This is a genomic window from Pseudomonas sp. UME65, from assembly GCF_014170225.1.
GTDB classification, from domain to species: Bacteria; Pseudomonadota; Gammaproteobacteria; order Pseudomonadales; family Pseudomonadaceae; genus Aquipseudomonas; species Aquipseudomonas protegens.
The window spans coordinates 64955-84898 of record NZ_LZZQ01000019.1 but is presented as its reverse complement, the minus strand read 5'-3'; the positions used below and the strand labels follow the sequence as shown (position 1 = coordinate 84898).

The 19944-nt window shown below is 62.1% G+C and carries 20 protein-coding genes; 15 read left to right on the top strand and 5 right to left on the bottom strand.

Annotation, left to right across the window (positions count from 1 at the left end; translation table 11 throughout):
• Window positions 1-75 precede the first annotated feature (75 nt).
• Entirely contained in the window at window positions 76-1404 is a 1329-nt protein-coding gene (locus A9971_RS31915; RefSeq protein WP_015635186.1) for an MFS transporter, read from the top strand.
• Window positions 1405-1491: 87 nt separating this feature from the next.
• A complete protein-coding gene (locus A9971_RS31910) occupies window positions 1492-2289 on the top strand; it encodes a nucleotidyltransferase domain-containing protein (RefSeq protein ID WP_183000448.1) in 798 nt (265 codons plus the stop codon).
• Window positions 2290-2405: 116 nt separating this feature from the next.
• Here A9971_RS31910 and A9971_RS31905 read toward each other — a convergent pair whose 3' ends face one another.
• Entirely contained in the window at window positions 2406-3188 is a 783-nt protein-coding gene (locus A9971_RS31905; protein WP_183000447.1) for a DeoR/GlpR family DNA-binding transcription regulator, read from the bottom strand.
• 318 nt (window positions 3189-3506) lie between these two features.
• Between A9971_RS31905 and A9971_RS31900 the strand changes: the two genes are divergently transcribed.
• From A9971_RS31900 to A9971_RS31875, 6 genes are all read left to right on the top strand, one after another.
• Window positions 3507-4070: a fimbrial protein gene (locus tag A9971_RS31900; RefSeq protein ID WP_183000446.1), complete on the top strand. Its 564-nt coding sequence runs from the start codon at window positions 3507-3509 to the stop codon at window positions 4068-4070.
• A gap of 355 nt (window positions 4071-4425) precedes the next feature.
• Window positions 4426-6807, top strand: a complete 2382-nt coding sequence (locus A9971_RS31895) for a fimbria/pilus outer membrane usher protein (protein ID WP_183000445.1) — start codon at window positions 4426-4428, stop codon at window positions 6805-6807.
• Window positions 6808-6821: 14 nt separating this feature from the next.
• Window positions 6822-7559 (top strand): molecular chaperone, encoded by a 738-nt coding sequence (locus tag A9971_RS31890; RefSeq protein WP_042941188.1) that lies wholly within the window; start codon window positions 6822-6824, stop codon window positions 7557-7559.
• Between the two features lie 83 nt (window positions 7560-7642).
• Window positions 7643-8155 carry a fimbrial protein gene (locus A9971_RS31885; RefSeq protein ID WP_183000444.1) on the top strand — a complete coding sequence of 171 codons (513 nt, stop codon included), beginning with the start codon at window positions 7643-7645 and terminating at the stop codon, window positions 8153-8155.
• Window positions 8152-8655 (top strand): fimbrial protein, encoded by a 504-nt coding sequence (locus tag A9971_RS31880; RefSeq protein ID WP_183000443.1) that lies wholly within the window; start codon window positions 8152-8154, stop codon window positions 8653-8655. Before A9971_RS31885 ends, A9971_RS31880 begins: the two co-directional genes overlap by 4 nt.
• Before the next feature lie 19 nt (window positions 8656-8674).
• Window positions 8675-9505 carry a hypothetical protein gene (locus tag A9971_RS31875; RefSeq protein ID WP_183000442.1) on the top strand — a complete coding sequence of 277 codons (831 nt, stop codon included), beginning with the start codon at window positions 8675-8677 and terminating at the stop codon, window positions 9503-9505.
• A 17-nt stretch (window positions 9506-9522) separates the two neighbouring features.
• Here the strand turns inward: A9971_RS31875 and A9971_RS31870 are convergent, their stop codons facing one another.
• Window positions 9523-10245: a GNAT family N-acetyltransferase gene (locus tag A9971_RS31870; protein ID WP_183000441.1), complete on the bottom strand. Its 723-nt coding sequence runs from the start codon at window positions 10243-10245 to the stop codon at window positions 9523-9525.
• Window positions 10246-10500: 255 nt separating this feature from the next.
• On the bottom strand, window positions 10501-12138 hold the full coding sequence (mqo, locus tag A9971_RS31865) for a malate dehydrogenase (quinone) (protein WP_011060725.1): 1638 nt from the start codon (window positions 12136-12138) through the stop codon (window positions 10501-10503).
• A gap of 665 nt (window positions 12139-12803) precedes the next feature.
• Here mqo and A9971_RS31860 point away from each other — a divergent pair.
• Both A9971_RS31860 and A9971_RS31855 read left to right on the top strand, forming a co-directional pair.
• Window positions 12804-13445 (top strand): hypothetical protein, encoded by a 642-nt coding sequence (locus A9971_RS31860; RefSeq protein ID WP_077933878.1) that lies wholly within the window; start codon window positions 12804-12806, stop codon window positions 13443-13445.
• A 104-nt stretch (window positions 13446-13549) separates the two neighbouring features.
• A complete protein-coding gene (locus tag A9971_RS31855) occupies window positions 13550-14044 on the top strand; it encodes a PaaI family thioesterase (protein ID WP_011060723.1) in 495 nt (164 codons plus the stop codon).
• Window positions 14045-14071: 27 nt separating this feature from the next.
• Here A9971_RS31855 and A9971_RS31850 read toward each other — a convergent pair whose 3' ends face one another.
• Window positions 14072-14527 carry a tautomerase family protein gene (locus tag A9971_RS31850; RefSeq protein ID WP_183000440.1) on the bottom strand — a complete coding sequence of 152 codons (456 nt, stop codon included), beginning with the start codon at window positions 14525-14527 and terminating at the stop codon, window positions 14072-14074.
• Between the two features lie 98 nt (window positions 14528-14625).
• Here A9971_RS31850 and A9971_RS31845 point away from each other — a divergent pair, with 98 nt between their 5' ends.
• The 5 genes from A9971_RS31845 (at window position 14626) to A9971_RS31825 (ending at window position 18987) form a co-directional block, all read left to right on the top strand.
• Window positions 14626-15585, top strand: coding sequence for a GlxA family transcriptional regulator (locus tag A9971_RS31845; RefSeq protein ID WP_183000439.1), 960 nt, complete (start codon window positions 14626-14628; stop codon window positions 15583-15585).
• 79 nt (window positions 15586-15664) lie between these two features.
• A complete protein-coding gene (locus A9971_RS31840; protein WP_183000438.1) occupies window positions 15665-16360 on the top strand; it encodes a hypothetical protein in 696 nt (231 codons plus the stop codon).
• Window positions 16361-16460: 100 nt separating this feature from the next.
• A complete protein-coding gene (locus tag A9971_RS31835; protein WP_170866308.1) occupies window positions 16461-17306 on the top strand; it encodes a CAP domain-containing protein in 846 nt (281 codons plus the stop codon).
• A gap of 213 nt (window positions 17307-17519) precedes the next feature.
• Complete coding sequence (locus A9971_RS31830; protein ID WP_183000437.1) at window positions 17520-18572, top strand: NAD(P)-dependent alcohol dehydrogenase; 1053 nt, start codon at window positions 17520-17522, stop codon at window positions 18570-18572.
• Window positions 18573-18768: 196 nt separating this feature from the next.
• Complete coding sequence (locus A9971_RS31825; RefSeq protein WP_019094443.1) at window positions 18769-18987, top strand: hypothetical protein; 219 nt, start codon at window positions 18769-18771, stop codon at window positions 18985-18987.
• 86 nt (window positions 18988-19073) lie between these two features.
• Here the strand turns inward: A9971_RS31825 and A9971_RS31820 are convergent, their stop codons facing one another.
• Complete coding sequence (locus A9971_RS31820) at window positions 19074-19748, bottom strand: hypothetical protein (RefSeq protein ID WP_015635178.1); 675 nt, start codon at window positions 19746-19748, stop codon at window positions 19074-19076.
• Window positions 19749-19944: the final 196 nt, after the last annotated feature.

The following is a 19944-nucleotide window of genomic DNA, read 5'->3' as shown; positions in this document are numbered from 1 at the left end:
CGCCCCTTAGGGCGCGTCGCGCAAGGCTCGCGTCAACTCGACAATAACTACAATGATTCATGAGGATGTACGGATATGACCGCAGTTGAAACCAGCAGTACTGCAGCGGAAACCCCACAGCAAACCAAGAAACGCCTGCGCAAGGTCGCGGCGGCCACCATCTTCGGCTCGATGCTGGAGTGGTATGACTTCTACCTCTACGCCACCATGGCGGCCATCGTCTTCTCGAAGATCTTCTTCGATAACAGCAACCCGAAAAGCGCCACCCTCATGGCCTTCTCGACCTTTGCCATCGGCTTTATCGCCCGCCCCTTCGGCGGCATCCTGTTCGGCTACCTGGGGGACAAGTTCGGCCGCAAGCAGGTACTGGTGCTGACCTTCTGCCTGATGGGCGTGTGCACCGCGCTGATCGGCCTGATCCCCAGCTACGCGTCGATCGGCATCTGGGCGCCGATCCTGCTGGTGGCAATCCGCATCATCCAGGGCCTGGGCGCCGGCGCCGAACTGTCCGGCGCGGCGGTCACCTCCTATGAACACGCCAGCGAGGGCAAGCGCGGCAGCCAGGGCGCCTGGCCGGCGCTGGGGCTGAACCTGGGCCTGCTGCTGTCGTCGCTGACCATCTACCTGCTGACCATCAACGGCAACGACTTCCTGCTGGCCGGCGGCTGGCGCATTCCGTTCGTCTGCAGCATCGTCCTGGTGGCCGTCGGCCTGTGGGTGCGCAACAGCATTCCGGAAACCCCGGAGTTCAAGGAACTGAGCAAGGAAAGCCAGAAAGCCAAGGCCTCGCCGCTCAAGGCGCTGTTCAAGAACGACCTCAAGGGCCTGGCCGTGGTGTTCTTCGTGGCGGTGGGCTACAACGCCCTGAGCTACATCTTCAAGACCTTCTCCCTGGCCTACCTGACCCAGTACAAGAACGTCGATGTGCACGTCACTTCGCTGTCGGTGACCATCGCCAGCCTGATCGCCATCGTCGCCGTGCCGTTCTTCGGCTGGCTCTGCGACAAGTGGAGCAGCAAGACCGTGCTGATCCTCGGCGGGCTGTTCTCGGTGCTGTTCGCCTACCCCTTCCTGGCCCTGCTCAACACCGGTGAGAGCCTGATGATCTACATCGCCATCGGCGTCGGCACCGGCATTCTGGCGCCGATGATGTTCGCCCCACAGGGCTCCTTCCTCAGCCGCCAGTTCCCCACCGCGACCCGCTCTTCGGGCTTCGGCACCGGGCGCGAGATCGGCACCGCCATCGCCGGTGGCCTGGCGCCGCTGGGCGCTCTGTCCCTGGTGACGGCCTCGGCCACCCACTCCACCGACGGCGTGGTGATCATTCTCGCCGTCGCCGCGGTGCTGGTGGTGGTGTTCGCCTTCCTCGACCAGGGCCGCAAGCACTCGGCCTTCAAGAACTGAGGCTGGACCCAACCCTGCCCGGGCCGCTCCAACGGCCCGGGCAGACTTTGCTAAGGTGGCCGCTGAACCCGCATTACAGGCCACCCCATGTCACCCGATAGCGCATTCGGCGTCGATGCCGACGGCTTGATCGCCCTTCCTGCCGAACCACCCCTGCAGCCCGAGTACCGAGCCCTGCTCGACGAGCTGTGCGCCGCCCTCACCGCTCCCGCCAGCCCGCCGCTGCATAGCCTGTACCTGTACGGCAGCGTCGCCCGTGGCACAGCCCGGCCTGGAGCTTCCGACCTGGACCTGTGCCTGATCCTGCAAGATCCCGCCGACCCGGTCGCGTGCCAGCATCTGGAAAACCTGCGCCAGGCCCTGCAAGCGCGCCACCCGCTGGTGTCGAAGATCGATTTCGATATCGGCGACCTCAACCAGGTGCTGGAAACGCGGAACCTCGACAGCTGGGGCTATTGGCTCAAGCACCATTGCCGCTGCCTGTGGGGCGAAGACCTGCGCTCGCGCTTTGCACCTTTCAGGCCCAGCCGGGAGATTGCCCTGGCGGTGAACGGTGACTTTCTCGCAGTGCTGGACGACTACGCCGAGCGCATCGACCGCGAACAGATGCCCCCCGAAGTCCTCCGGCTGCAACGGCAGGCCTCGCGCAAACTCGTTCGCGCCACCAACCTGCTGCGCCAGGAGCAGGAGCCGAGCTGGCCCCAGAGCCTGGATGAGCACGTGCGGCTGTTTGTGCAGCACTACCCGGAAATGGCAGGCACCATCGACGTGTTTCGCCAGGCCGCCGAGGCAACGGCCCCCGCCGGCGCCGGTTTCAGCGACCGCTTGCGGCAGATGGCGCAGTGGATGAGCCAGGCACTGGCCCCGCCGCCATCCAGGAATTGACCCATGCAATTGCACCGGACCCGGCAACGGCTGCATCTGGGTTTCAAAACGGCTCAACCCCGCGAGGCGCTGCCCCATCTACTGCAAGCGCCGCCGGAACGGGGGTCGCTGCCGGATCAGACCTGCAGCACCTCGATCCCCAACTGCCGATAACCTTCGATGTCCACACCCGGCGCCTCCTGCTCGGTCACCAGCCGGTGCAAGCGGTTGCATGGCACCACGACGAAGGGTTCCATGGCGCCGAGCTTGTCGGCGGTGGTCACGGCGATGACCTCGCTGGCACTGTCGAACATTGCCTGCTTGATCGGCACCTCGTCGAAATGCAGGGAGCTGATGCCGATCTCCGGGTGGATCGCGCAGACGCCGGTGAACATCAGGTCGGCCTTGATTCCCTGGATCATGCGCAGTGCTTCATGGCCGCTGGCGGACAGGGTTGCCGGGTTGAGCTGGCCACCGGCGAGAATCACCCTGACCTTGGGGTACTCGGCCAGGGCCACGGCAATCATCGGCGAGGCGGTGACCGCGGTAAGGCTGATGCCCGCCGGCAGCGACTGGGCGATGTGCAGGGTGGTGGAGCCGGAATCGAACAGCACCGTCTGGCCGTCCTGCACCCATTGCACGGCATATTGCGCCAGGCGCAGTTTCGCCTCATTGGTTTCGCCGACCCGGGTGAAATAGTCCTTGCCGCTGTCCTTGGGCCGCGGCAGCGCGCCACCATGGACCCGCTGCACCAGGCCGGCGGCATCCAGCTCCGCCAGGTCGCGGCGGATGGTGTCTTCGGACACCGCGAAATGCCGGCTCAGTTCGGCGGCCATGACCTTGCCGTCGCGCTCCAGCAGCAAGAGAATTTTCTGCCGGCGTACCGAAGGGAGTTCGGCGTAATGATGCTGTTCTTGCATGTTAATGCCTGCTTTTGCATTTTTTTGCGAGATTAGTCAGGTCCAGGGTCAAGCACAAGTCATCCCTCCTGCCGGAACGGTAGTCTGAATGCACCGACTGGCCCCCTCTAAAAACATATCCAGATACATTCAGAGACGTTGAAGTTACGCCTCACAAACTACTTACTATCTTGTAGGAAAGGTCCTACCCGTCCGTGGGCACGGCCCTCTTAGAAGTCACTCAGTAACTCCTTAATATCAAACCCATGCGCTCCCCACCTATTTAAAGGATGTTGTTATACAGCGCATGGTTTCTCTGTTTTCGATTAAGGATGAAAAATGAACTTCAAGAAAGCGCCTCTGGCAATCTTCGCAGCACTGGTACTCGGCAGTGGCTCGGCTTATGCGGTCGACGATCCTGTAACTCCACCTGCCACCAGCAGTGCCGGTGGCAGCGGCAAAGTAAACTTCATCGGTAGCATTATCGATGCCCCCTGCTCTCTGGATGCCAAGAGCAAGGACCAAACTGTTCGTATGGATGAAGTATCCAACAAAGTACTGGCCAACAATGGCGAGTCCTCCATTCAGAGCTTCAACATCGAACTTCGTCAGTGCGATATCAGCAAAATGAAGAAGGTCAAGGTCACCTTCGGTGGCGACGCCGACCTCACCGACAACACCCTGCTGGGTATCGCCGGCTCGGCCAAGGGCGCCGGCATTGCCCTGACCAACGGCTCCGGGGCCCAGGTCAAGCTGGGTGAAGCTTCCGTTGCCCGTGACCTGCTGGTGGGCGACAACACCCTGGCGTTCGGCGCCTTCCTGCGTGGCACGACAGCCAAGGATGTAGCGGTCACCCCAGGTGAGTTCACCGCCACGGCCAACTTCATGTTGTCTTACGAATAACCGAACCCCGGAAGCATTCTAATGCTTCCGGACTTGAATATTCGAAAATACCGAGACTTCAATGTCTCGGTATTTAAAAAATAGCAACTCTATACCCAACTAAAAAATTCCGACCAACTGTAATAGCAACACTAAAACCCCCACAAGACATCAACGGCGCACAGTGCCTTGAAAGTTATCCCCAGAAACATCGGAGTTCCAACACAAACTCCACCCCGTTTTTTATGCCATCGACTGAATTAACAGCCGATAACAAGCCATTTTCTTCAGTATTCAAACTATGACCGCAGGGAAGATCACTCTATCAATAGGGGTGCTAGTCAGTTCGCTGGGCTGGCCATTGGTCTCAATGGCCGTGGACTTCAACCTCGACGTCATGGATGTGGACGAACGCAGCAGCATCGATCTCAGCCGTTTCAAAACAGCGCATTACGTCATGCCCGGCCAATACCTGATGGGTATTCAGATCAATGATCGCAAACTGCCCGAACGCAGCCTGAACTTCTATGCCGTGGACCCGCAAGCCTCTACCACCCGTGTCTGCATCCCCATGGACCAGGCTGCCAGCCTTGGCCTCAAGGAAGACGTCCTGAACCGGCTGGCCAGTTGGCACGAGTCGCAAAACTGTGCGGATCTGGAAAGCATCCAGGGGCTGCGACTGGTCCCGGACATGGAACAGGGCGTGCTGCGTCTCAGCGTGCCCCAGGCCTGGATGGAGTATCGCGATCCTAACTGGAGCCCCATCAGTGAATGGGATGAAGGCGTTTCCGGGCTCCTGCTGGACTACAGCCTCAATACCTCCGTGAACCGCTACCCAAGCTCCGGCAGCACCCGGCAGATCAGCGGCAACGGCACCCTGGGGGCAAACCTGGGCGCCTGGCGTCTGCGCGGGGATTTCCAGGGCAGTCGCTACCAGACCCACGCCTACAGCCGCCAGGATTTTTCCTGGAGCAGCTTTTACGCCTTTCGTCCTCTGCCGCGGCAAGGGGCAAAGCTGCTGGTGGGCGAAGTCAGCCTGAACTCCAAGCTGTTCGACTCCTTTCGCTATCGGGGCATCAACCTGGCTACCGATGACCAGATGCTGCCCCCCAGCCTGCGCGGCTATGCCCCGGAAGTGGTGGGCGTGGCCAAGGGCAACGCGCGGGTCACGGTGCGCCAGGACGAACGCGTGCTGTATGAAACCACCGTGCCGCCAGGCCCTTTTCGCATTCGCGACATCAACAGCGCGGTCAGCGGCAAGCTGGACATCGAGATCCGCGAAGATGACGGCAGCACCCAGAGCTACCAGATGGAAACCGCCAACGTCCCCTACCTGAGCCGGCCAGGGTACATGCGCTACAACCTGACACTGGGCCGACCGACCAGCTATGACCGGGAAGACACCGGCCCGACCTTCGCCACAGGGGAAATGTCCTGGGGCCTGAACAGCGACTGGTCGCTGTTCGGCGGCACCCTGATGACCTCCGGCTACACCGCGCTCGCCGGCGGCATCGGGCGCAACCTCCACCGATTCGGCGTGGTGTCCCTGGACGTCACCCATACCCGTGCCGACGTCCCCGTGGAAGGGCAACTGCGTGGCAGTTCCCTGCGCCTGAACTACGCCAAGCGCTTCGATGAATACGACAGCGAAATCAACTTTGCCGGCTATCGCTTCTCCCAGCGCAACTTCATGACCATGAACGACTTCATCAACGCGCGAAACCTTGAGCGCTACCAAAGCAACAGCAAGACCGCCTACACGATCCTGGCCAACAAATCGTTCCGCGATCTGGGCTTCAGCGCCCACCTGTCCTACACCCATGAAGACTACTGGGACCGAACGGCCACGGACTACATCAGCGCCAACCTGAGTCGCTACTTCGACGTGGGCCGCTTCAAGGGGCTGGCCATGACCCTGTCCCTGACCCAGACCCGCAACGTCTCGGAAACCGACAACAGCCTGTCGCTCTCCCTCACCCTGCCCTTCGGCGATGGCCAGCGCATCGGCTACGACGCCTACGCCAACGACACCGGAGTGCGACATGCGGCCAGCTATTCAAACTACCAACCGGACCGCAACTACATGATCCGCGCCAGCACCGGGCTCGACAGCGACGGAGTGCAAGGCTACTACAGCCAGCAGACCGCCAGCGCCGACTACAGCCTCAATGGCAGCTATCAAAATGACGGCAGCCAGAGCATCGGCCTGTCCGTGCAAGGTGGCGCCACCGTCACGGCCATGGGCGCCGCCCTGCACCCACCGACCTACAACGGCGGCACGCGGATCATGCTCGACACCGATGGCGTGGCCGGGGTGCCCCTGCAAAACGGCGAAACCCGCACCAACGCCATGGGCGTGGCGGTGCTGCCCGCCTTCACCAGCTACGCCCGCACCGATGTACAGATCGACCTCAATCGCCTGCCCGACGACATGGATGCGAGCAAATCGGTAACCGACGCCACCTTGACCGAAGGCGCCATCGGCTACCGCAAGCTGACCGTCATCCAGGGCAGCAAGGCCCTGGTCACCCTGAAACTGGAAGACGGTTCCTACCCGCCGTTTGGCGCCAGCCTGCGGGACGCCTCCGGGCGCGAAGTGGCAATTGTCGCTGACAGCGGGTTCGCCTATCTGACCGGTATCAAAGCCGATTCAGCGTTCCAGGTGTTCTGGGGCAATGGCAAAAGCTGCAACGTCGCCCTGCCCGCCAACCTGCAGTCCGAGCAGCGCCAAACCTTGCTCTGCACAACCCGATTCTGACCCGAGGCCCCCTTATGCTTCTCCATTCCCGTTTCTTGAAACACCTGACCGTCATGGGCTGCCTGCTCCTCCCCGGAGTTGCCCCGCAAGCCGCCATTTCCCTGGACCGTACCCGAGTGATTTTCGACGGTGAAAACAAGTCACTGAGCATCCGCATCCGTAACGACAACAAAGAAATGCCCTACTTGGCGCAGTCGTGGATCGAGAATGATCAACAACAGAAAGTAACCGGCCCATTGATTGTCCTGCCGCCTTTGCAACGGCTGGAACCGATGTCGGGTGGCCAGATAAAGCTGTTGAAGTCCGCAGAAGTCGAGCAGCTGCCAAAAGACCGCGAGTCGCTGTTCTATTTCAACTTGCGCGAGGTTCCGCCGCGCGCGGAAACCGAAAACACCATGCAGATCGCGCTGCAGACAAAAATCAAACTCTTCTACCGCCCGCAGGGCATTACCCCGGAACGAGGGGTTATCTGGCAGGAGAAGTTGAGGCTGAAAAAAGCCGGGCAGGGTTTCAACGTCGAGAACCCTACGCCTTACTACATCACCATCAATGACCTGAAGGACCTCTCGGACAAACGCAGCGAGACGGATTTCAGCCCCGTGATGCTGGCGCCCTTCTCAGCCCGGGACATCCATCCCGACAAGGGCCAGATCACACAACCGGTGCTCACCTACATCAATGACTACGGTGGTTACCATCAACTTGCCTACCGCTGCGATCAAAGCGCGTGCCAGTTCAAAAAAACCGACTGACAGCACCTGATGCGCCAGATCAATAGATTGTTAATCCACAGTACTCGCCCTTCGGGTCGGGACTTCGGCCAGCAGGTGGCTCAATGAACAACATACTGATGGGATGCTTCGCACTGGGTGCAGTATTGCTGCCAGCCGGTTTTACCGGCGCTGACGAAATACGCCTGAACTTTTCCGGAAACCTGATTGTTCCCTCCTGCGAACTGACCGTGGAGAATCCGGAACAGACGGTAAAGTTCGATGACTACAACAAGAAGGACTTGATGAGCAGCGGCAAGAGTCATGGGGTGCCGTTTTACATCACGATTAAAACCTGCGCCTCCGCCAACAAGATCAACATCACCTTCAAGGGACAGGAAGAGCCACTGCTCAGCGGCGCTCTGGCGATCACCGGAGCGGCCTCCGGTGTCGCCATCGGCCTGGAAACCTCGGCGGACAAACCCATCAGGATCAACAGCGACACCTTGAGCTACAGCCTTTCCGAGGCGTCCCGAGAGGAACTGTCCTTCAAGGCCTACCTGCTCAAGATCAAGGATAAAACCATCGAAGGCGGCAACTTTTCCGCCGTCGCCAATTTCGAGCTGGCCTACCCATGAACCTGGCTATCCACCGCAAGACCCTCGGCGCGCGGACTCTGGCGCTGGCCCTGGCCCTGGTGTGCGGCACCTGCCTGGCGGGAACCTATAACGCGACGGCGAACATCTCCGGAAGCATTACCCAACCCGGTTGCAAGTTCAGCCTGGGCAACTCGCTGGATGTAAGGTTCGGTGATATCGACGTCACCAAGATCGCCGCCGAGCACTACAGCGTCCCCATTGAACTGGACATCGACTGCGGTGCCGGACCTTCCTCGATCGTGTTGAAGTTGACCGGCGTTTCCGGCTACAGCCCGGACGTCATCCAGACCGATGTGCAAGGCCTGGGCATCAAGTTGACCAGTCAACGATGGGGGACGGTCTGGCAAGCCAACACCAGCATTCGCACCACCACCACAAACAACAACCATATCAACGCGACCTTGACCGCACTTCCCGGCACGCAATTTCAAACGGGCGCGTTTTCAGCCAACGTGAGTATTTCGGCAGATTATGACTAGCTCAAATATGGACGACAGCATGTTTACCGATACTCCCCCAATACTGCGAAGTCCTTATATGAAGTTTTTAATCGGTACTGTTTTGCTGTTGCTGACGTTTCCCGCAATAGGCGGGTTATTGGTAAAACACAATGAAAGTAATGACACCTACCGCATTCATGGAGACATGGACGCTCTTTGGGTCAGCGAGCAGTCCAAACAACTCTTACCCAGCGGCCTGATTCAGTGGCCCACAAAGAACGGCATCTGGGTTTTCGTGACCTACGGCGCGAGAGCCTCGCAACCGCCCATCTATGCAGCCCCCAACCTGGGCCCGACTGACAATCCCAATACTGTCCTCAACCAAGTAGCCTCAAGTCAATTATCCACGGGTATCCCTTTAGACTTTGGGTGGGATGGCAAGACCCTGCTGATTTTGATGATCTGCGACTACAAAACCAATGACCCCATGATGCGCTGCAAAATAGCCAGCTCGGCGAAAGGAGAGATTCCCCCGCCGACGCCCGTGGAACCGACCATGAGCTGCAGCATCATTGGCAACATCGACCTGCAGCACGGCAACCTGACCCCGGAAACCGTCAATACCAACCAGGCCCACTCCACGGCCTATGTCACCTGCAGCCGCAGAGCCACGGTGTCCATCGCCATCGAAGGGATGGTCAAGCTCAATGGCGTGGAAGGCTTGTACTCACAGTTGACGGTAGGCGGCGCGCCCGTGGACAAAGAATACAGTTTCACCGCCGACAGCAGTTACACGCCGGTGCTGTTCGAGTCGCTCCTGAGAACCATCGGCACTGTAACCCCTGGCAACTTCAGCGGCAGTGCCCGGGTGGTACTGACCTTCCCTTGAGCCCTGGCACAACCGGCTCAAATCAAGCGAGGCGCCCGCTGAGTACTGGACAGGGCCGCTTCCCCTAGGCGCTCGCGCACCAGCGCCTGGGCCTGGCGGGTCATCTGGTCCAGCTGCCGGTCGCGCTTTTTCTCCGCTTCCAGCATGGCCTTGCGCCCGTGCTGGGCCAGCAGGTAGGTGTGGATCTGCCGCACTTCCACCGATTGGTAGATCGGTGCCACATCCAGCACCGCCAGCAGGCCGTCGCTGCCGTGGCCCCGGGTGTTCATCAGCACCTGCGGGCCGCGGGCGCCCAGCAGCTGGAAGCCCAGGGCCTCGAAACACCCCACCTTGGCCACGTTGCAGGCGAGTTCCGCATGGGGGTAACGCGCCAGCATGGCTTGCAGCATCTGCCGGGCAATGCCCTGGCGCCGGTGGCCTTGCAGCACCGCCATGTACGCCACGGCGCAGGCCTGGGGATCGTCCTTGACCGGCAGGTACAGGGTGAAACCCAGCACCTGGTCCGGGGCCTGCGGGTCGGTGGCCACCACCAGCTCCACCGTAATCCCCCGGGAACCGTCCATGGCCTGCAGGTACAGGTGCACCTCATAGCCGACGCCGTACTGGTACAGGTTGTACAGCGGGTTGCTCGGGGCGATGGCCACCGCGCTGACGTCGGTGATGTAGTCCACCACCATCTGCTGGATCTGGCTCTGGATGGCTTCGGGCGGCGGGGCTTGGAACAGGGTGATGCTGGACATCGAGGCGGTGACTCCGAGGATTGGGGCATGCCCGGCTACGGCGGGCGCGCCATGATAACCCGGCGCGGGTGACACAGGCGCACAACCGGGCAGCGCATCGGGTGCGTGCATCGGCGAAAAAGCGCGAATGGGATCGGGAGCAAGAGACTGGCGGGCTGCGGCTATGGCGGGGCCATGGCCGCAACCGGCACAGGATGCGGATGCACCGGCGCATCCGCAGTGCCCCGCCCGACTAACGCGGGCGGGGCCGAGGGCTTACAGCGCCATGTCGGCCGCTGGGTTGCTCTCTGGCTTGGCCAGGCTGGCCGGAGCCTGAGGCGCCGCGCCCTTGACCGGCGGTGGCGGGGTCAGTTGCAGCACTTCAGCGGTGTAGGCCCATTCTTTGGCCACACGCTCAGGGCTGTCGTTCAGCGCAGTGCCGTAGCTCGGCACGATCTGCTTGAGCTTCTCCTGCCAGGCCGGGGTCGCGACCTGGTCCTTGAAGACTTTCTGCAGCACGCTGAGCATGATCGGCGCGGCGGTCGAAGCACCTGGGGATGCGCCCAGCAGGCCGGCGATGCTGCCGTCTTCGGAGGCCACGATCTCGGTGCCCAGTTTCAGCACGCCGCCCTTCTCTTCGTCACGCTTGATGATCTGCACGCGCTGGCCGGCCTGCCACAGGCGCCAGTCCTCCTGCTTGGCGTTGGGGAAGTATTCCTTCAGCGCGGCGAAGCGGTCGTCATCCGACAGCATCAGCTGGCCGGCCAGGTATTCCACCAGCGGGTACTGCTCGATACCCACCTTGGTCATCGGCCAGAAGTTGTGGGTGGTGGTGCTGGTCAGCAGGTCGAAGTACGAACCTTCCTTGAGGAACTTGGTGGAGAAGGTAGCGAATGGGCCAAACAGGATCACCCGCTTGCCGTCCAGCACACGAGTGTCCAGGTGCGGAACCGACATCGGTGGCGCGCCGACCGAAGCCTTGCCGTAGGCCTTGGCCAGGTGCTGCTCGGCCACGCTGGCGTTGTCGGTCACCAGGAACGAGCCACCCACCGGGAAGCCGGCGTATTCGTTGGCTTCAGGAATGCCCGACTTCTGCAGCAGGTGCAGGGCACCGCCGCCGGCGCCGATGAACACGAACTTGGCGTCGGTCTCGGTTTTCGAACCGTCCTTGAGGTTCTTGTAGGTCACGCGCCACGAGCCGTCTTTATTACGCTCGATTTCCTGCACTTCGCTGGACAGTTTCAGCGCGAAGTTGGGCTGGGCCTGCAGGTGGGCAACGAACTGGCGAGTGATCTCGCCGAAGTTGACGTCGGTGCCGATCGGGGTCCAGGTCGCAGCGATCTTCTGCGCCGGGTCACGACCTTCCATCATCAGTGGAACCCACTTCTTGATCTGCTCGGCGTCTTCGGAGTACTGCATGCCGCTGAACAGCGGGCTGGCCTGCAGGGCCTCGTAGCGGGCCTTGAGGAACTTGATGTTGTCATCGCCCCAGACGAAGCTCATGTGCGGGGTGGAGTTGATGAACGAACGCGGGTTCTTCAGGACGCCGTTCTTGACCTGCCAGGACCAGAACTGCCGGGAAATCTGGAACGCTTCGTTGATCTCGATGGCCTTGGCGATCTCGATCTTGCCGTCCTTGCCTTCCGGCGTGTAGTTCAGCTCGGCCAAAGCGGAGTGGCCGGTACCGGCGTTGTTCCAGCCGTTGGAGCTTTCTTCTGCGACGCCGTCCAGGCGCTCGACCATCTCCATCGACCAATCCGGCTGCAGCTCATTGAGCCAGACCCCGAGGGTCGAACTCATGATGCCGCCACCGATCAGCAGCACATCCACTTTCTTCGGCTCAGCCGCGTGCGCGGTCGTGAGGCCTATCGACATCGCCAGCCCGATCAGGGCCGTGTTCACTTTCTTAAACATTCTGAGTACCTACGATAGAACGCCATCCGCCGCCCCATCCTCGATCCTGCGTACTCCGGTGATTGCGAAACAGTCATTTCGCAGGTCCTGGACCAACACATTCAAAAGAACTGGAGGGTGGGCACACAAGGCCGACGAGACAGGCTCGACCTCAGTTTTATATCGCTCCGGCGCTGACTTCTTGTCGTTCTTGGCTTCAGCTACTTGAGTGACAGTGTTTCTCAGGGCACGTCACGGGACGCAACCAACAGGCAGTTTCCCCCTGCCCGACCTTGCGCGTCGCAAACTGCCGGACGAACAAGAATGACGCCCGCAACTGCGGGGGCCAACAGGAAATTAGGGGTCGGGTTCAACCAAAGAGGTAAACGAACACTGCCTGACATTACATTCGGCGGGGTCGTGCAGACACTCCCACAGCCTTGCAAGGGACCCGAACAGGCCACTTGAAGCTAAGCACGGGTAAGGTATTTCTGCACAAACGATGAACCGATTCAGCGCAAGAATATCATTACGGCATCAGCCTGTCTTGGCCGGAGCCACGAGCCGCCCGCCCGGGAAAACCTCGACGCTGTACGACACCTGCCGCAATCAATGCGTCACAACGACGCTGGCCGCCCCTCATTCACAGCGGCAAATGCGCCTTCGCCAAGAGGTGACCTTGATGCATGATGGCACCGCGCCACAACACCACCTTCACCCATTTACTGCAAAGGACGGCCATGCCAGGTATCGACAGTGTTGCAACAGAGTTCCGCGCGTTCCTGAAGTCCTGGGAACAGGAGCGCCCGCACCTTCCCTCGGCCCTCAGCGTGCTCGGCAATGGTTTCGAGGGCTGGCTGAAGTTCGAATTCTATTTCTGGCTGATCCAGCACCGGGGGTTGGCCGGGCCACGCGACGGCTGGCTCGGCGACGTGGGCGTGGAATACAAGGTCGCCCTGGACCAGCGCTGGTCCGACATGGACATTCACCATAAGCAATGTGACCTGTGGATCCGCGACGCAGACAAGCAGCGCTTCCACTTCATCGAACTCAAGGCGCCCTTTGCCAACGCCAACCAAGGCAAGTTGTTCATCTCGGCATCGGACGACTACTGGTACATGACACGCCTGAAGGCCAAGGAAGAAAAGGTCGCCAGCGGCAGCGTGATCATCTTCGGCGTCGGCTTCACAGAGGATAAATGGACAAAGCATCTGGAGGCGGTCGTGGAATACACCGGCTGGGTCGAACACGCCTCCCGCGATATTGGCGAAGTACCCGGGGTCGAGAACCTGCGCTGGGCCGTGCTGACCATGCACTACCCCAGCTAGCTGCAATCCGTCCTTCGATCGTTCAGGCAAATTGGATAGGATGCTGCGCTGCAACGCCGGGAAAGCACCCGGCGCCGCGCCCCCAAGAACAACAAGGAACAACCATGCACCCGACCTCACTGCAAGACACCACCGCCCCCGAAGGCGTGTGCTTCGGCTGCGGCAGCAGCAACCATCACGGCCTGCACATCAAGAGCCACTGGCACGAGGACGGTGTGCACGTGGTGGCCGAGCACCTGCCCGACGCCAAGTACTGCGGCTGGCCGGACCTGGTCTACGGCGGCCTGATCGCCATGCTGGTGGACTGCCACTCCAACTGGACCGCCATGGCCTACCACTACCGCAACGAACAGCGCGAGCCCGGCAGCCTGCCCCGCATCGACTGCGTCACCGGCAACCTGGGCATCAAGTTCATCAAGCCCACCCCCATGGGCGTGCCCCTGACCCTGCGCGCCAGGGTCGAGGGTGAAGTAGGCCGCAAGAGCCAGGTGATCTGCGAGGTGTATGCCGGCGATGTGCTGACCGCCATTGGCGATTCGGTCTTCGTGCGGGTCGATACCAGCCAGCTCGCGGCAGCGGCTCACGGTAGAGACGCCTGAGCCGAGGGCCTGGGAAGGCGGTCGGAACTATCGCGCATGCAGGTGGGACAGGTGCCGATAGCCCGCCGCTCGGGCAAAATCCGCCAGCCGCCACAACGAACCGTTAGCCCCCCAGGTGCCATCAGCCACGTCATCCAGCAGGATCGAGGTCATCAGCATTCGCGGATCGTCCTCTGCCAGACAGGCGGCCAGCGCCTGATGCAAGCCCTCGACATAGGCCAGGCGCTGGGCAGCATCGAGCACGCCCGCCGGGACCTTGACCCGGACCATGCAAGGAACCGCCTGGGCACTGGAGTCGGCACCTCCACAACTCCAGAAGCCCGGCGCCAGCTCTTCCAGCAGTACCCAGCACAACGCCCGCTGACGGGGGTCATCACCTATTTGCTCCACCGTCAGGGCCACTTGGGTAACCTCTTGCAAGACCTTGGCACGCTGCCGGGCATCGAAAGCGCCCTGGGGGATCTTGATCAGAATATTAGGCATCGGCATCACCACTTACACAGAAAAGGAGCGGCTATTGAGCCTGTGCTCATCCCTGGCCAACAGCGATCGATTCGACATCTTTCATGCATAATCCGCCAATGAACGATTTCACCGTCTTGCTCCTACCCGGTTCCTTTGCCTCCAGCGTCGCCCTGACCCTGGACATGCTTTCCAGCGCCGCGCTGCTGGCCCCACGCCTGGGGCTCGGGGCTCCGCGCTGGCGGGTTTGTGCCTTGCAGGGTGGCCAGGTAGCCCTGGGCCAGGGCCTGCTGCTCGAGGTCGAGGCCCTGGATGCCAGGGGCGATGATCGGTCCTGCTGGATAGTCCCGGGGCTGGGCATCGACACTCCCGAGGCCATCGCCCAGCGCCTGCTGCAAGCAGACATTGCCCCGTTGCTGGATGCAGTGCGCGATCATCTGGAACTCGGAGGCGAAGTGGCAGCATCCTGTTCCGCCGTTTTCCTGTTGCAGGCCGCCGGGCTCCTGCCCGGGCGCCGGGTTACGACCTCCTGGTGGTTGGCGCCGCTGCTGCAAGAGTGGGCCGTCGACACCAAGGTGGATCCGGACCAGATGGTCGTGGTCGACCCTCCGCTAACCACCGCCGGAGCAGCATTTGGCCAATCGGATTTGATGCTGCATCTGCTGCGCAGCCGTTTCGGCACGAGCTTGGCAGACGCGGTGGGGCAGACGCTGCTGATTGATCGGCGGCAATTGCAGGCGCCGTTTCGGGTACCGGCAATGATGGCCCAGGGCAACACCCTGATCAGCCGGCTTACCGCCCATATCGAAGCCGGCTTGCCAAACCTGCCCAGCGTCGGCGAACTGGCCGCACAGTTCAGCATGTCCGAACGGACCCTGGGTCGCCAGATACGCAAGGTCACCGGCCACAGCAGCTTGCGCCTGATCCAGAATGTGCAACTGAACCGGGCGAGGGCTCTGTTGCAAAGCAGCAAATATTCGGTGGAGCGCGTGGCCGAGCAGGTGGGATACCAGGACGCCACGGCCCTGCGCCGGCTGATGCGCAAGTTGCTCAACGCCACTCCGAGGCAATTGCGCTGAGCCCACCACGGTCCCCAGGCAAGAGGACTTTTGATACATTGCCGCTCCCTTTCTCTCGAACAGGACACCTGCCCTGACCATGGACATTCAGGAAATCCAGCGCCGCCTGGCCAAGCCGGCGCTGCAATTGACTCCCGGCGGTTTTCGCCCCTCCGGCAGCGACGAGGAAAGCTGGCTGGGCCGGGTCTTTATGTTTCGCGAGGATGAAGAGCTGCCGCGCAACAGCGCCGGGGAAACCCTGCTGCCGTTCGCCCAGCTCTATCTGCCGGCGCTGCCCTTCCACAGCCCGCTGCTGGAAGGCGTGCGGGTGCTCACGGTGTTCGTCGCCAACCCCTTTCCCGAGCCCCTGGAACCCATGGGCGAGCGCTGGCTGATTCGCGAGTACAGTGCCGAGGATGTGCTGGTGCGCAAGGACCTGACTGCCCCCGGGGCCTTTCTCAAGCCCTTCCCGCTCAAGCCCGAAGCCGTGCCCGCGGACTTTCCGCTGTGGGACGGCGGTGGCGTGCCGGAGGACCTGGAGCGGGAAATCCTCGAACTGGAAAACTCCGGGCAGATCGAGTGCTACTACGACCTGGTGAACCATTGCTACCAGCACAAGCTCGGGGGCTACCCCTCGTTCTGCCAGTCGGGAATCGATGTCGGGGACGGCTTCGAATTCGTGATGCAGATTTCCTCCGACGCCAAGATCAACCTCAACGTGGTGCACGGCGGCAGCCTGATGTTCTGGAAACACCCCGCCAGCGGCGAATGGGCGCTGTACTACGACTTCCATTGAGGCGCAGCGGCTAACACCGATTTCATCCACCGGCGGATGAAATGCCCCGGCGCCGGGTGCATCATGGGCGCTGTCCATTTCCCGGGAGACTTGCATGCCCATGCGCTCACTGTTCTTGCCCGCCACAGCCCTGGCCCTGGGCTTGCTGGCGGCCACCGGCGCCGTCGCCGACGACCAGTCGCAACTGATCGAATCGATCAACGCCTACCGCAGCCAGCCGCAACGCTGCGCCAACCAGGCCTCCTCGGAGCTGCCGCCGCTGACCGGCGACCCACGGCTGATCCTGCCGGTGGACAACGTCGGTGACCTGCAGCAGGCCCTGGCCCGGGCGGCCTACCCCATGGTCAACGTGCAGGCCATCAGCCTCTCCGGCCCCCGGGATGCCCAGGCAGCGATGCAGGCGGTACGCGAGAGCTTCTGCCAGGTGGTGCTGGACCCGCAGTTCGTCGATATCGGTGTCAATCGCCAGGCCAACCAGTGGCGCATCGTGCTCGCGCGACCGCTGCTGTCCGCGCGCCTGGGGGACTGGCAGGCCGAGGGCCAGCAACTGCTCGCGCAGATCAACAGTGCCCGCGGCCAGCCCCGGCAATGCGGTGGCCAGGGTTTTGCCGCCACCGCGCCCCTGGCCTGGAACGCCACCCTGGGCACCACCGCCGAGGAACACAGCCGGGCCATGGCCAACCAGAACTACTTCGACCACAAGGACCACGACGGCCGCACCCCGGGTGACCGCGCGGAACTGGCAGGCTATGCCGGCCAGCAGGTGGGCGAGAATATCGCCGCCGGCCAGGACACGGTGCGCAAGGTGGTGGACGGCTGGCTGGCCAGCCCCGGGCATTGCGCCAACCTGATGAACCCGGCCTACAGCGAGCTGGGCGCGGCCTACGCGGTGGACCCGAAAAGCGATGCCGGCATTTACTGGACCGCGATGTTCGGCGCGCCCTGAGCCCAGTGCCTGGGCGTGGCTGCTACACCCTGAAGCAGCAACCGGGGCCCCAGGACAATGAAGGAGCGACACTCACTCACCCCGGCCTGCGCAGTGCGCGGTCGGTTGGCCCGCACAACCATCGGTCGGCCGTCCTCACGGTGCGCCCGGGGCTTCTATGCTTGTAGCCCTGCCTTCGGATCATTCGCTCTCCCTCACACAGGAACGCTGATCATGCAAACCTTCGGTTACGCAGCGCAGTCCGCCGGGGTTCCCCTGGCGCCTTTCACCTTCCACCGTCGCGCCCTGCGCGCCAACGATGTGGCGATGGAAATCCTCTATTGCGGGGTCTGCCACTCCGACCTGCACCAGGCGCGCAACGACTGGGGCGCCAGCCGCTACCCCATGGTCCCGGGCCACGAGATCGTCGGTCGGGTCACCGCCGTCGGCCCCGAGGTCAAGCGGTACAAGGTCGGCGACAGCGTCGCCGTCGGCTGCATGGTGGACTCCTGCCAGGTGTGCGACCAGTGCCGCAAGGGCGAAGAACAGATGTGCCGCGAGCACAATACCCAGACCTACAACGGCCTGGACCGCATCACCCGCGAGGTGACCTACGGCGGCTACTCCAAGCACCTGGTGGTGCGCGAAGAATTCGTCCTGCGGGTGCCCGAAGGCCTGGACCTGGCCAAGGCCGCGCCGCTGCTGTGCGCCGGCATCACCACCTATTCGCCGCTGCGCACCTGGAATGTCGGGCCCGGCAGCCGGGTCGGGGTCATCGGCCTCGGTGGCCTGGGGCACATGGCGGTCAAGCTGGCGGTGGGCATGGGAGCCAAGGTCACGGTCCTGAGCCGCAGCGCCGACAAGCGCGCCGACGCCCTGGCCCTGGGCGCCGATGCACTGCTGGTGTCCAGCGACCCGCAGGCCATGGCCCGCGCCCAGTCGAGCTTCGACCTGATCATCGACACCATTCCGGTGCGCCACAACGTCTCGCCCTACATGCCCCTGCTGGACATCGACTGCACCCTGGTGATCGTCGGCCAGGTCGGGCCGATCGACGAACAACTGACCCTGCCCATGCTCCTGGGCCGGCGCCGGCTGGCCGGTTCACCCATCGGCGGCATCGCCCAGACCCAGGAAATGCTCGACTTCTGCGCGCGCAAGAACATCCTCCCGGACTGCGAAATGATCGCCATGCAGGACATCAACCAGGCCTTCGAACGCATGGAACGGGCCGATGTGCGCTACCGCTTCGTGATCGACATGGCGTCCCTGGGCAGCGGCGCCTGAAACCCGGCCTGGCACCAGCAGTGAACGCTCGCAAGTGAATGAAGGGTCGATGACGGCACCCTTGCCTATTGCTTTGCACCGCCGTGTCGATAACCCGTCACACCGCTCCCTCTGGCGCGCCGCTGCCCGCATCCGGGCCGCGACGCACCAGAGGGGGTGACCGACCTTCATTCGATAGCGAGACGATTCAATGGTTATGTTCCTGATCCTGTCAGGGCTGGCACTTACGGTGGCGATGCAGTTCGCGATTTTCTGCGTGGCCCTGAAGAATTCTTTGGGCAATGCCATCCTCAGCCTGTTCATTCCCTTCTATGTGTACGTCTACGCCAGGAAAGACCCGCAAGCCCGGCCCTTTCTCTGGGGCTGGTACCTGGGCATAGCACTGCTGGTCGCGGGGGTTCTGGCCTCGGCCTAGGCACCGCGCCACAGGCTGCCCCCGGCCAGGCACAAAGCAAAAGCCCCGAACATTCGGGGCTTTTTTTCATCAGGCCTGCCTGCAACTCATTTGTTGGCCGCCATCTGCCCCGCTTCGCCCTGGCTCACCAGGGCCTTGAGCGATGCGTCGAACTGCTTCAGGGCATCGACCTGCAACTCGGTCTGCTGGTTGATCTGCGCAGCGATCTCCGGCGCCGCCTTGCCCCGTACCCAGACCGACGGCAGTTCCTTGGCCTGGATCCCGGCTGCCTGGCCGATGTACTGCAGGTTGGCGTCATAGAACTTGGCGATGAAGCGCGCCTCGACCTTGCTGTTGCGCTTGGTCACCAACTGGTTGTAGGTATCGAGCATCACCACCACATCGGGGTGGGCCTGGACCACCGCGTCAAGGCTGTCATAGACGGTCACCGAACCGAAATGCTTCTGCAGCGAAGCCATCAGCCAGTCGATTGCCCGTTTCGGGTCCGAGCTGTTGACGAAGGCTTGGCTGATGCGCGGATCGAGGCCGGCATTCTTCGCCCCGTTGAGCGCCACCGCATGGTAGTGCTCCAGGTATTGCAGGGTGCTGATGGTGTTTTCACTGTACAGCACGCCTACCGACTGCGCGTGCTGCAGGTCGGTGCTGCTGTCGGCCATGGGCAGGAAGTGGCAGGAGGCGTCGTCAGTGGCGAGGGTGGCCGCAGAAGCCCCGGTTCCCGCGATCAAAAGCACCACGAGGGTCACTAGAGTCGAGATTCTCATCGGGTGTTTCCTTCTGCAGCAAGCACGGTGTAAGCGCTATCTTCCTCCTTTGCCGGAAAAACGGAACCTGCACTTTTTGATGATAACTATCGATTGCAGCAATGGTTGACAATGGGCACCGATGCGCCTCGAAGGCGGTGGCCTGCGCCGCTCGCGCCCTTCGATAAAGCCGTCAATTTCTGGCATACAGCTCGCC